Origin of the sequence: Roseovarius sp. (assembly GCF_018066915.1) — a bacterium.
Classification (GTDB): domain Bacteria; phylum Pseudomonadota; class Alphaproteobacteria; order Rhodobacterales; family Rhodobacteraceae; genus Roseovarius.
In genome coordinates this window covers 1-12303 of the sequence record NZ_JAGPVV010000090.1, presented here as the reverse complement: position 1 = coordinate 12303, position 12303 = coordinate 1, and the positions used below count along the sequence as shown (strand labels likewise).

Annotated in this window: 13 protein-coding genes and 1 tRNA gene; 4 read left to right on the top strand and 10 right to left on the bottom strand. The window is 60.5% G+C overall.

The annotated features are described in order from the left end of the window. The 3 genes from KBT70_RS05145 to KBT70_RS05135 form a co-directional block, all read right to left on the bottom strand. The coding region (locus KBT70_RS05145) for a calcium-binding protein (RefSeq protein ID WP_296629454.1) at positions 1 to 838 on the bottom strand (838 nt) is incomplete at its 3' end. Between the two features lie 84 nt (positions 839 to 922). Continuing rightward, positions 923 to 1918 carry an NAD(P)-dependent oxidoreductase gene (locus KBT70_RS05140; protein WP_296629455.1) on the bottom strand — a complete coding sequence of 332 codons (996 nt, stop codon included), beginning with the start codon at positions 1916 to 1918 and terminating at the stop codon, positions 923 to 925. A 60-nt stretch (positions 1919 to 1978) separates the two neighbouring features. Beyond that, entirely contained in the window at positions 1979 to 3004 is a 1026-nt protein-coding gene (locus tag KBT70_RS05135; RefSeq protein ID WP_296629453.1) for a LacI family DNA-binding transcriptional regulator, read from the bottom strand. 147 nt (positions 3005 to 3151) lie between these two features. On the opposite strand from KBT70_RS05135, the gene KBT70_RS05130 reads away from it, so the two are divergent. Then, positions 3152 to 3228, top strand: a tRNA-Arg gene (locus tag KBT70_RS05130). A gap of 99 nt (positions 3229 to 3327) precedes the next feature. On the opposite strand, the gene KBT70_RS05125 is transcribed toward KBT70_RS05130, so the two are convergent. From KBT70_RS05125 to KBT70_RS05100, 6 genes are read right to left on the bottom strand one after another with little or no spacing between them, the layout of a single operon-like run. Continuing rightward, the gene (locus tag KBT70_RS05125) at positions 3328 to 3723 is read right to left on the bottom strand and encodes a Na+/H+ antiporter subunit G (RefSeq protein ID WP_296629452.1); all 396 of its coding nucleotides are present in this window, start codon (positions 3721 to 3723) and stop codon (positions 3328 to 3330) included. Positions 3724 to 3733: 10 nt separating this feature from the next. Continuing rightward, entirely contained in the window at positions 3734 to 4003 is a 270-nt protein-coding gene (locus tag KBT70_RS05120) for a K+/H+ antiporter subunit F (protein WP_296629451.1), read from the bottom strand. Then, on the bottom strand, positions 4000 to 4491 hold the full coding sequence (locus KBT70_RS05115; RefSeq protein WP_296629450.1) for a Na+/H+ antiporter subunit E: 492 nt from the start codon (positions 4489 to 4491) through the stop codon (positions 4000 to 4002). The genes KBT70_RS05120 and KBT70_RS05115 overlap by 4 nt, the downstream gene beginning before the upstream one ends. 13 nt (positions 4492 to 4504) lie before the next feature. After that, positions 4505 to 6016, bottom strand: a complete 1512-nt coding sequence (locus KBT70_RS05110) for a monovalent cation/H+ antiporter subunit D (RefSeq protein ID WP_296629449.1) — start codon at positions 6014 to 6016, stop codon at positions 4505 to 4507. Continuing rightward, positions 6013 to 6375, bottom strand: a complete 363-nt coding sequence (locus KBT70_RS05105) for a Na+/H+ antiporter subunit C (RefSeq protein ID WP_296629448.1) — start codon at positions 6373 to 6375, stop codon at positions 6013 to 6015. The genes KBT70_RS05110 and KBT70_RS05105 overlap by 4 nt, the downstream gene beginning before the upstream one ends. Before the next feature lies 1 nt (position 6376). Continuing rightward, positions 6377 to 9250, bottom strand: coding sequence for a monovalent cation/H+ antiporter subunit A (locus tag KBT70_RS05100; protein WP_296629447.1), 2874 nt, complete (start codon positions 9248 to 9250; stop codon positions 6377 to 6379). 215 nt (positions 9251 to 9465) lie between these two features. Between KBT70_RS05100 and ybgC the strand changes: the two genes are divergently transcribed. Beyond that, positions 9466 to 9861 (top strand): tol-pal system-associated acyl-CoA thioesterase, encoded by a 396-nt coding sequence (ybgC, locus tag KBT70_RS05095; protein ID WP_296629446.1) that lies wholly within the window; start codon positions 9466 to 9468, stop codon positions 9859 to 9861. 29 nt (positions 9862 to 9890) lie between these two features. On the opposite strand, the gene KBT70_RS05090 is transcribed toward ybgC, so the two are convergent. Next, positions 9891 to 10604: a redoxin domain-containing protein gene (locus tag KBT70_RS05090; protein ID WP_296629445.1), complete on the bottom strand. Its 714-nt coding sequence runs from the start codon at positions 10602 to 10604 to the stop codon at positions 9891 to 9893. 283 nt (positions 10605 to 10887) lie between these two features. Here KBT70_RS05090 and KBT70_RS05085 point away from each other — a divergent pair, with 283 nt between their 5' ends. Together KBT70_RS05085 and KBT70_RS05080 are read left to right on the top strand one after the other, a co-directional pair. Then, positions 10888 to 11616, top strand: a complete 729-nt coding sequence (locus KBT70_RS05085) for a response regulator transcription factor (protein WP_296629444.1) — start codon at positions 10888 to 10890, stop codon at positions 11614 to 11616. 159 nt (positions 11617 to 11775) lie between these two features. Beyond that, a partial coding sequence (locus KBT70_RS05080) for a MotA/TolQ/ExbB proton channel family protein (protein WP_296629443.1) occupies positions 11776 to 12303 on the top strand: 528 nt, incomplete at its 3' end.

The following is a 12303-nucleotide window of genomic DNA, read 5'->3' as shown; positions in this document are numbered from 1 at the left end:
TGCCCTTCAACGCGTTGTAAAACACGATCAGCCGATCCTCTTCAGGATGGAAATCCACGATTTCGACCGCATTGCCCTCGGATATCCAATCGCCGATCACCACCGTATCGGCACCCTCTCCGGTATCCACCAGATCGTCTTGACCGGCGAGGATGAGATCGTCACCCGACCCACCATTGAGAAAATCACCGCTGTCGAGGTCATCGAAAATCACCGTCGCAGGATCATTGACCAGCCCCACAATGACATCATCGCCCCAGCCGCCAAACAGGGTGTCACGCCCTATCCCCCCATGCAGCGTGTCATCGCCGATATCGCCATGCAGCGCATCGTCGCCCGTATCCCCGCGCAAGAGATCATGCCCGGCGCTGCCCACAAGGCTGTCATCGCCCGCGCCGCCAGAGAGGTCATCCGCGTCATTATGGCCATAGAGCGTATCACGCCCCTCTCCACCCGAGAGCGTATCCGCCCCATCACCGCCATGCAGGGTATCATCGCCGCTCTCGCCAGAAACCCGATCATCACCCGGACCGCCCAAGAGGCTGTCATCCCCGGCCCCGCCGGAAATCGTGTCATCTGCGTCCAGACCGTTGATCTGATCACCCTTTTCGGTCCCGGTGATGTCCTCTGCTCCCGGTGTCCCACTGATGATCTCGCCCGAGCCTTGAGGCGGCTCAGGCGTATCCGGTCCAAAGATACTATCGATCAGGTCAGGCCCATCGTGGACATCTTCGCTTTCGTCAGTTTCGGTTTCAGAGTCCTCGGTGACAGGTTGAAAGCCGACGAACGCCGCCGCCCCAACCGCGACCATCCCCAGAAGACCCGCAAACATCAGCATCGCACGCCACTCACATTGACCCGCGATGATTAGACCCCTTCTGCGCCCTTCTGGCAAATGTTTCCCGACTCTGTGGTTAACGCCTCAGCGTCCCGGCGGAACCACCTCATAGCCCTGTTCCTCGGGCTCATCATCGACCATTTCGGCCGGAAAGCCGGGCGCGCGAATGTCGAGGCCGGTCGCCTCTTCAAGCCGCTTGATGATGTCATCCGACTGCGCTCGCTCGCCATAGCGCCGAATACCGTCGTCAAAGATCGAGATCATCAGCGGGGAAATTTCCAGAGGCACGCCCGCATCATCGGCGATCTTCTGAAAGAGACCGATGTCCTTTTTCACCAAGTCCATGGTAAAGCTGATGTCGCGGCTGCCGTTCAAAATGACCTGGCTCTCGGTTTCATGCACAAAGGAGTTGCCAGAACTGATCTTGATCGCCTCATAGGTGGTTGCAAGGTCAAGCCCCGCCCCCTTCATCGTCACCATCGCTTCGCACAGCGTCAACAGATTGGCGGTGGCGAGATAGTTGGTCATCACCTTGAGCAAAGAGGCGCTGCCGATCTCGCCCGTGTGCAAGAGCCGCCGACCCAAGGTTTTCAAGAGCGGTAGAATCCGCTCGAACGTGGCCCGGTCGCAGCCCGCAAAGATCGAGATATTGCCGGTATCGGCCCGGTGACAGCCGCCCGACACCGGACAATCCACCGCCGCCCCGCCCGCCGCGATGACCAACGCGCCCAGACGGCGGATTTCATCGGCGTCGGTGGTCGACATTTCCATCCAGATCTTGCCGGGTCCGACCTCGGGCAGCATCTGTTGCATGACAGCATCCGACGCCGCGGGCGAAGGCAGGCAGGTGATCACCACGTCGCAATCGCGCATCATCTGCGCCGGGCTTGCGGCTGCCTTGGCCCCACGCGCGACAAAGTCTGCGACCAAGGCGCTGTTCAGGTCGTGCACCGTCAGATCATGGCCATTGCGCAGCAGGCTGCCCGAAAGTTTACCGCCCACATTGCCCAGCCCGATGAAACCTATCTTCATGTCTTTCAAATCCTCTCCCTGCGCCGCTCTCCGGGCGACTCCGCGCAGCCTTTTGCGATTCGGTTCCGAATTGCAAAGCCATTTGCGACAGTTTTGGGGAAAAGATGGTCAGCGCCGCCGCAATGTATCGCCAAGGCTCAGCGTTGGTTCCAGCGTGATCCGCACTGGCGCTGTGTCCTCGGGATTGGCGGCGCGTGCCGCGATGATCTCGGCGGCGCGCCGTCCGATCTCCAGCCTGCAGGCGTCCATCGTCGCAAGCGCGCGCGGCAGACCCTCCAGCAGCTCAACACCATTGAACCCGGCCAGCCCCATGTCGTCAGGAATCTTGATTCCCTGCTCGAGCAAGTAGAGAAGCCCGCCCGCTCCGATCATGTCGTTGGAGTAGTAGAGGAAATCAAGGTCCGGCGTGCGTCGCAGCATCTCGGCGGTCATCTCGCGCCCCTTGAGCAGCGCCGATCCACCTGAATAGAACTCGTGATCCGCCATCTCGATCCCGGCCTTGGCGAGCGCTTCGGTGAAACCCTCGAACCGTTTGCGCGCCCGGTGATCGAGCGGCATCTTGGTGCCCATGAACCCGATCCGCCGATAGCCCGCCTTGATGATCGCCTGCGCCATCTGCTGCCCGGCGCGCCTGTGCGAAATCCCCACGACCGAGTCGATCGGTGTGCCGTCCACATCCATGATCTCGACCACGGGAATCCCACTGGCGCGCAGCATCGCACGGCTGGCGTCCGAATGTTCCAGCCCGGCGATGATGACACCGGAGGGCCGCCAAGACAGCATTTCGTAGAGAACCTTTTCCTCTTTCTCCGGCCGATATCCCGTCAGTCCCACCACGGGTTGCAACTCGGTTTCCTCGAGCACCCGGCTGATGCCGGTCATCACCTCTGGAAACACCATGTTGGACATCGACGGGATGATCACCGCCACCAGATTGACCCGCTGGCTGGCCAAGGCACCTGCGATCTTGTTGGGCACATATCCCAACCGCTTGGCGGCCTCGAGCACGCGCTGCCGTGTGCCATCCGATACATCGCCCTTGTTGCGCAGAACCCGGCTGACTGTCATCTCTGACACGCCCGCAGCCTCGGACACGTCGCGCAGGGTCAGGGGGTGTCTGTCATGTTGGGTCACGGGGAGTTGTCCACAAGGTCCTGTGTCTTTGTTACCGCGAACACCGTCACAGGATCAAGCTGCCTGCGCGAATCCACTTCAAAACGTCGCGGCGCGGAAATCGGACGATGACAAACGCCCCCACCCGCGCTAATCAGTTCCCCGCGTGGCCCCGTGGCTCAACAGGATAGAGCAGCCCCCTCCTAAGGGGCAGGTTACTGGTTCGAATCCAGTCGGGGTCACCACAGTCAACCAACGAATCTGAAGTTTTCCAGAGGGTTGCGCAGGCCACGTCAGAGGCGGCGCGCCCCTGTCGGGGATTTGCACTCGTGGCGACCCGCCTCTTAGCCCTGTTGCGGTCCTGTGGCCTCTGCTTCGATACGTGCCCGCTCTTCGTCGCTCTCATAACTGGCCCAAGGCCGGTCGGTGCCTGTGGGCGGCAGATCTCCGGGTTTATGCACCAAATGCAGATGGGTCTTGGCGATGAAATGCCCGGTGATCGGCGCGGTCAGAAACAGGAACAGAACGATCATGAACTCGTGAAACGAAAACTGCCCCACCTTGAAATAGAAGAACAGCATCGAGGCAATCAGCGCCCCACCCACGCCCAGCGTCGTGGCCTTGGTCGGCGCATGCAGGCGCATCATCGGATCGGGCAGTTTGATCAAGCCGAAAGATCCGACCAAGCCAAACAGGCCGCTGATCACCAGACAGGCCGAAATGAGAATATCCACAACCATGATCCGCCCCCTATTCGATGATATCGCCGCGCAACAAGAAGCGCGTGTAAGAAACGGTCGAGATAAAGCCGGTCATGGCGATGATCATCGACGCCTCGAAATACATCATCGTGCCCTTGAGAATACCGAACAGCGCCAGCAGGGCGATCATGTTCACCACCATCGTATCCAGCGCCAGGATGCGGTCCCCAACGGTGGGTGAGCTGATCACCCGATAGATATTGAGCAGCAATCCCAACCCAAAGCAGCCAAAGGCGAAAAAGAGCGCATAGTCGATCATTCGAAAATCTCCTTGAGCCTGCGTTCGTAGCGCGCCTTGATGTCATCGCGCACCGCGTCCGGATCGGGCGCGTCCAGACAATGCACGAGCAGGCTGCGACCATCTGCGGACAGATCACTCGACACCGTGCCGGGCGTCATGGTGATCGTGCCTGCCAGAACCGTGATTGCTTCGGGTGTCCGCAATTCCAGAGGAATGCTGATCCAGGCAGGCTTGGTGTTGGCATTGGCCTTGAACAGGATGATCATCGCCACCTGCACGTTGGCCACACAAATATCCCACAGCACCACCAGCACGAATTCCACGATCCGTGGCAGGCTCGATAGGCGCGGGCGGTTGGGCCAGTAGGGCGAGGTGATGATCGGGATAACCAGCCCGAGGATCGTTCCCAGCACCAGATTGCCAAAGGTCAGCTTGTTCACCAGCATCTGCCAGACCACGATCAGGGTCAGCGTCAGGAACGGATGGGGCAGGATCTTGCGCAGCATCGTCTTTCCTCCCTCAACCACCGTTCAGCACGGCGGCGATATAGCCTTGGGGCGCGTGCAATTGCAGCGCCGTGGCGTCGATATAGCCCATGACCGGACCCGCCAGCACCGAGAGTGCCACAATGCCGCCCAGCATCACGAAACAGGCCACCAGCGGCAGCGCAGGTTGCGGTTCGGGGGCCGGTTCTTCGCCCGTCTCCGGTGCCAGTTTCCAGAAAATCGCGCTCCCAGCCTGACCGAGACCCAGGATCGCAATCAGCGAAGAGGTCAGAATGACCGCCCAGATCAACCAGACCTCCGCCATCCCGCGCACCGCGTCGAGAATGAGCAGCTTGCCGATAAAGCCCGAGAGCGGCGGCATGCCCGCCGTGGCAATCGCAGACCCAAAGAAAAGGGCCGCGATCATGCCATGCTGCGCCATGCGCGGTCCGGGTTTCAGGGCGCCTGCCAATGGCCCCCGCCGCTCGCGCACCAGATCGACCACAAGGAACAAGAGCGCGCCCGCCAGCGTCGAATGGATCATGTAATAGAGCGCCGCCGCCGTCGTCTCGGGGCGGAAACCGGCGATCGCGATCAGCAACGTGCCCATAGAGCCGATCGAGGCAAAGGCCGCCAACCGTCCAAGCCGTTTGGCCCCCAGAATACCCACCATCCCCGCCACCAATGTGATCAGCGCGCCATAGATCAGCATCTGATCAATTAGTGCCGCTGTTGCCCCAAGGTCGGGGCCGAAAACCAGCGTATACATGCGCAGGATCGCATAGGCGCCCACCTTGGTCATGATGGCAAAAAGCGCCGCCACCGGGGCAGGGGCCTCGGCATAGGTTTCCGGCAGCCAGAAATGCAGCGGCAAGAGGGCGGCCTTGATGGCAAAGACAAGGAAGAGCAGCATCGCCCCCACACGCAAGAGCGCGCTGTCCTCGACCGGGATCTCTGCCGCACGCACCGCGAGATCGGCCATGTTGAGCGTGCCCGTCACCGCATAGAGCGTGCCGAGCGCAAAGAGAAACAGGGTCGAGCCGAGCAGGTTGTAGATCACATACTGCACACCCGCCTTGAGCCTGCGCCGCCCGCCGCCATGGATCATCAGACCATAAGACGCAATCAGCAGCACCTCGAAGAAAACAAAGAGGTTGAAGGCATCGCCGGTGAGAAACGCGCCGAAAATGCCCATCAACTGAAACTGATAGAGCGCGTGGAAATTGTTGCCGCGCTGATCCCAGCCGGTGCCCACAGCATAGAGCAGCACCACCAGCGCCAGCACCGCCGTCACCAGCACCATCAGCGCCGACAACCGGTCAAGCACCAGCACGATGCCAAAGGGCGCAGGCCAATTGCCGAGCTCATAGACGTCGATGGCCCCGCTCGATGCCTGCACGGTCAGGCCAATCGCCACCGCCAGCACCGCGACAACGCCTGCGATGGAAAATACCCGCTGCAACGGTGGATGGTGCCGCATCGCCAGCGTGAGGATCGCGGCCAGCACCGCCGGCAGCACGATTGGGGCGATAATCCAGTGGCTCATGCCTCATTCTCCTGCGCGGGCTGTTCGGGTGGCGTCTCGGGTCCTATGTTCACAGTGTCATCGCGTGACGAGAGGAACGATCCAAGCGCCATGATCACCACCACTGCCGTCATGCCAAACGAAATCACGATCGCCGTCAGAACAAGCGCCTGCGGCAACGGATCGGTATAGGCTTCCACACCCTTCTGAAGGATCGGGGGCAGGTCCACCACCAGCCGCCCGGTGCCAAACAGGAACAGGTTGACCGCGTAGCTGAGCAGCGAAATCCCGATGATCACCGGAAAACTGCGCAGCCGCAGCACCAGATAGAGGCCGCCAGCCGTCAAGAGGCCGATTGCACTTGCAAAGAGAAGCTCCATCTCAGGCCTCCTTCTCGCCCGGCGCGTCGCTGAGGGCCGGGTTGATGTCCATGGGCGTGACATTGACTGTCTCACCCGCACGCCGCGCCATGCTCGATAGGCTGTTGAGCGCCAGCATCACGGCACCCACCACGGTCAGGAACACGCCGGTATCAAACGCCATGGCCGTGGCCCATTCGAATTCCTCGATGGGGGGGAAGTGCAAATAGCCGTAATCCGAGGTCAGGAACGGCCGCCCAGCCAGCCAGGCTCCGATGCCTGTCACACTTGCGATCAGAACGCCCACGCCGATGGTCGCGTGATAGGTCACACGCTGTCGCGACTCGGCCCAGGCAAAGCCCGACGCCATGTATTGCATGAGAAACGCAATCGCCACGATCAGACCGGCGATAAACCCGCCGCCTGGCTGGTTGTGGCCGCGCAGGAAAATATAGGCCCCCACCATCAGCGCAATGGGCATCATCACGCGGGTGGCCACCACCATCATCAGCGGGTGGCGGTCGCCCGCCTCGGGATAGCGGTCTGCCTTCCACTGAGAGAGCCAGCGCCCGCCCGGTCCCTTGAGCACGGTTTCCGTCAGCGCAAAGATCACCAGAGCCGCAATCCCCAGCACGATGATCTCGCCATAGGTATCAAAGCCCCGGAAATCCACGAGGATCACGTTGACCACATTGGTGCCGCCGCCGCCCTTGTAGGAATTGGCGAGGTGAAAGACCGAAATGCTCTCGGCCGCGAAATCGCGCAGCAGAATGGCGTAGGTAAGACCCGCCACGGCTATGCCGCCGACCACCGCAATCCCCGCATCCCGCATCCGCCGTGCGACGCTGCTCTCTGCTGGGGTTTCGCGCGGCAGGAAATTCAGCGCCAGAAGCAGTAAGATGATCGTCACCACCTCGACCGAGATTTGCGTCAGCGCAAGGTCCGGTGCCGAGAGATAAACAAAGCCCATCGAGACGATCAGGCCGACAATTCCCATCAGCACCAGCGCCAAAAAGCGATTGCGATGGAACGCCACCAGACAGATCGTCGCCAGCATCAGCAAGAGCCAGCCAATCGCAGGCACCAGCGTTACCGGCAACATCTCACGCGTGGGCGCGGCCATGCCGCCACCAAGGTAGCCAAGCACGCCCGCGGCAATGACCACTACCGCGAAAATCGCACCGTTGCGTGTGAGCGCGCCGTTATGCACCCCGTCCGTCAGCGCTGTGCTCAGCGCCGTGGCAGCCCGCGTCACCGCGTCGAACATGACCTTTGCCTCAGGGCGCGGCGTGGCGTTCCACAGACGCATCAGCGGCGCATGCAGGCGCAGCAATACCGCGCCCCCGATCACCGCAATGACCGACATCCAGAACGCAGGCACGAGGCCGTGCCAATGGTAAATTTTCACAGTCGGCTCGGATTGCGTGACCGCCTGCGCCGCCACCCGCACCAGTTCCCCGGCAAAGGTCATGGGCATCAGACCGATCAGGATCACCAGCACCGTCAGGAACGCGGGTGCGGCCCACATGCCGAAACCGGGATCATGCGGCTTGGCCGGATAATCGCTCCGCTTCGGCCCAAGGAAAACATGCGCGATGTAGCGGAACGAATAAGCCACCGAAAAGAGCGCGCCCAAGGTCGCGACAGCGCCCATCATCCACGCAGGCCCAATCCAATGCGTGTGCGCCACCTCTTCCAGCATCATTTCCTTGGACAGGAACCCGTTGAAAGGCGGAATTCCCGCCATCGACAGCGCAGCGATCGTGGCAATGGTAAAGGTGATGGGCATGAGATGCCGCAATCCCCCCAATCGCTTGATGTCGCGGGTATGCGCCTCGTGGTCGACAATTCCGGCAGTCATAAAGAGCGCGGCTTTGAACGTGGCGTGATTGATGATGTGAAACACCGCGACCATCGCCGCCGCCTTGGTTCCCAGACCCAGAAGCATGGTAATCAGGCCCAGATGACTGACCGTGGAAAAGGCCAGGAGCGCCTTGAGATCATCCTTGAAGAGCGCGATCTTGGCCGCCATCACCATGGTGATGAGGCCCGTCGAGGCCACGATCCAGAACCATTCCGGCGTGCCCGCCAGCACTGGCCACATGCGCGCCATCAAGAAGAGCCCCGCCTTCACCATCGTCGCCGAATGAAGGTAAGCCGAAACCGGGGTAGGGGCTGCCATCGCATGCGGCAACCAGAAATGGAACGGGAACTGCGCCGATTTGGTGAAACATCCCAAGAGGATCAGGATCAGCGCCGGCAGATATAGCGGGCTCGCCTGAATCGCGTCCTTCTGCGTCAGGATCACGCTCAGGTCATAGCTTCCGGCGATATTGCCGAGGATCAGCATCCCCGCGATCATCGCCAGACCCCCGAGGCCCGTCACCGTCAGCGCCATCCGCGCACCCTGCCGCCCCTCGGGCAGATGCTTCCAATAGCCAATGAGCAGGAAGGACGAGAGCGAGGTCAGCTCCCAGAAAATCAGCAGCAACAGAATATTGTCACTCAGGACGATCCCCACCATCGCGCCCTGAAAAAGCAGCAGATAGGTATAGAACTGCCCCATCGGATCTTCGCGCGACAGGTAGAACCGCGCATAGAGGATGATCAGCAGTCCGATGCCAAGGATCATCCCGGCAAACAATAGCCCCAGACCATCCAGCATGAAATTGACGTTTAGACCTAGCGACGGCAGCCAGTCGATGCCAAAGGTCAGAACTTCGCCTCGCATCACGGCGGGGGCGCAAAGAAGCAGCAAGGTCAGCGCAAGGATCGTCGGCGCGGCGGTAAAGGCGGCGCAGGTGTTGCGCCCGGCTTGGATCATCAGCCCCGGAAACAAGGCTCCCAAAAACGGCAATGCCGCGATGATCGGCAAAAATCCTGCGGCATTGTCCATCCGTCTCCCGCCCCTCTCCCTGTTCTCTGCCTCGGCCTTGGCACCACGTCGCGGGTGCATTTTTTGTGCCGTTTCAGTTGATCCCGCGTAATATACGGCGGCATCGCTGCGCCACAACCCGGCTTGTGACGATTTTCCACCTCGTGAAACCGCGACCCTTGAACGCAGGGGCATAGGATGCTTTGCTGCAACCGCAGCCAATACAGGACCAGATTGTGACCAGCCCCCCGCATGTCTTTCCCGTGACTGTCTATTACGAGGATACCGACATGGGCGGGATCGTCTATCACGCCAATTATCTCAAATACATTGAACGCGCCCGCAGCGCATGGGTGCGCGACATGGGGATTGACCAGAACGTCCTGCGCGACACCGAGGGTCTCATCTTTGCCGTGCGCCGGGTCGAGGCCGATTACCTCGGCCCCGCCCGCCTTGACGATGCGCTCACGGTCGAGACCAGCACCCTCGCCCTCACAGGCGCGCGGCTAGTGATGGCGCAAAAGGTCCTGCGCGGGGCCGATGTGATCTTTACGGCGCAGGTGACGGTCGCTTGCCTGACGCTTGCGGGCAGGCCGGTCAAACTGCCCGCACGCCTGCGCACGGCTCTCTGAGCCGCGCGTTTCCCTATTCAGGCATCTGTTCAGGCGTCACGCCCGACGACCCGCAGATAGGGACGCAACCGGGTTGAGCCCATGCCAAACTCGCGGATTACCGCAGCTTCGGACCGCTCGTCAGGTATGATCGCCATCTCGCCATCATACCAATCCGCCGGGGTGGCCGCGCCGGTCCTGTCGCGCAGTTGCATAGCCTTGATGACGCGCAACACCTCGTCGGTATTGCGCCCCACAAAGACGGGATATTCAAAGATCATCCGCACCCGTTGGGCGGGGTCGATGAGAAAGCTCTTGCGAATGGGCCATTCCGTCGACTCCTTGTCGTGCATCATGCCAAAGATCCGGGCCAGACGCATGCCGGGATCATAGGCTCCGGGAAAATCGACCCGGACATCAAAGAGGTGCTCGATCTCTGCATGCCACGCCGCTTGCTCCTCAAGGGGGGAACCGGTCAGAGCCATATTCTTGATACCGTTTGCGCTCCAGGTCTCGGAATAGCTGGCGAGTGACGCCAATTCCGTCGTGCAGACAGGCGTGAACGCTGCCGGATGGCTGAACAGATGCACCCAGCTTCCTTCGGCCCAGTCCCAGAACTGCAACGTTCCTTGTGTGGTCTCGACCGCAAAATCGGGAAACAGATCGCCGATCTGCGGCAGCCATTTCACCGTCTTGCGCAACGAACTGGGCAGTTTGAGAACCTCGTTTCCCGGCCCGCGTGGAGTAAAGAATTGTATGGTCATGCCTGCGCCCCGTCTTCCTGTGATTGAAAGTTGCCGATGCCTGCAACACTGAGAGGATTTGCGGAAAATGTGGTCAAAATCGGGCAAAGGTATATAACCATATGTTTCAATGGAAATAACCCCTTCATTTCGCAAGCGCTTGTATCTCAAAGGTGACTTTGATAGTGCTCTTCACAATAATGTGAGTGCAGGGTTGCCTTCCTTGGTCCCAGTTCACCGCGCGCGGACATTCTAGGGTTTCGGTGCGTGGTTCGGTCATCCCCAGAACCAGAGCGAAAAGATTATGCCACTAAGGGCCATGGTTCTCGAAGAGGACCGCGCGACCAAGTTTCTTGTGACAGAGCGCCTCGCCGAAGAGGGCTATGAGACGGTCCTCTGTCCAGACATCTCTGCCGTTCTCGACGCGGTCGAGCGGAACAACGTGCAAATCTGCGTGGTCGGCGCGCGCTACCGTGGCGTCGATGGCTATGACATCGTGCGCCAACTGCGTCACAAGTCCGGTGCGGGGCTCATCCTCTTGGGCAATTCCGAAGAAGAGATTGACGCAGTCCTCGCGCTCGAGATGGGGGCCGATGACTATATGGTCAAACCGATCCGTCCACGCGAACTCTGCGCCCGTGTCCGCGCGGTGCTGCGACGGATCGCCGCGACCGCACCTGACGCCGAGGGCGCGCGCCCCATGCCAAGCCGGTCTCTGCGGCGGGTCGGCAACGTGGAAATCTGCGGCGTGCGTCGCTCAGTCCGTGTTGCGGGACAAGCGATCGAGCTGACGACCCTCGAATTCGATGTGTTGATGGTTTTGGCCGCGCATACGAATGCCATCCTGTCGCGCGACAAGATCATCCAGTCGGTGCGCGGCAATGACTGGTCGATCAGCGACCGCTCGGTGGATGGGATCATCAGCAGGCTGCGCCGCAAGCTCTTTTTGGGCGACGAAGGAAACCGTCAGATCAAGACCGTGCATGGGCGCGGTTACATGCTGCTCGAAGCACAAATGGCAGGCGAAGTCTGACCCTGCCGCCAAATTCCGGCAATTATCCGCCCGATAGGCAGGCGAATCCTGTCTCAAACCCGCGTGATCATGCGGATGGTATTGGCTTTCCCGTTTCAAATAGCGTAGTTTCCCCGCAAATAAGGCCGAAAAACGGCCAGACACATAAAGAGCAGGCAAATGGAAGCAGATACCCTGGCATTGGCACAGGAGATAGATTTCTCCATGTGGGCGCTTTTTGCGCGCGCCACCCTCATCGTCAAACTGGTGATGTTCATGTTGATCGTGGCCTCGTTCTGGGCTTGGTCGATCATCATTCAAAAGATCATCATCTATCGCAAGGCGCGGCTCGAGGCCGAAATCTTTGATCGCCGCTTCTGGTCGGGCGAGCCGCTTGATGGTCTCTTCGATGAAATCGGCCCAGACCCTGCGGGACAGTCCGAGAGGATTTTTGCCGCAGGGATGATGGAATGGCGGCGCAGTCACCGCAATGACGGCAATCTCATCGCCGGAGCCACGGCGCGGATCGACCGCAGCATGGACGTGGCCATCGCCAAGGAATCCGAAGGGCTCCAGAGCGGACTTCAGGTGCTCGCAACCGTCGGTTCAACCGCGCCCTTCATCGGCCTTTTCGGCACGGTCTGGGGCATCATGCACGCCTTCATCGAGATCGCTGAGCAACAGAATACCAATCTCGCCGTCGTCGCC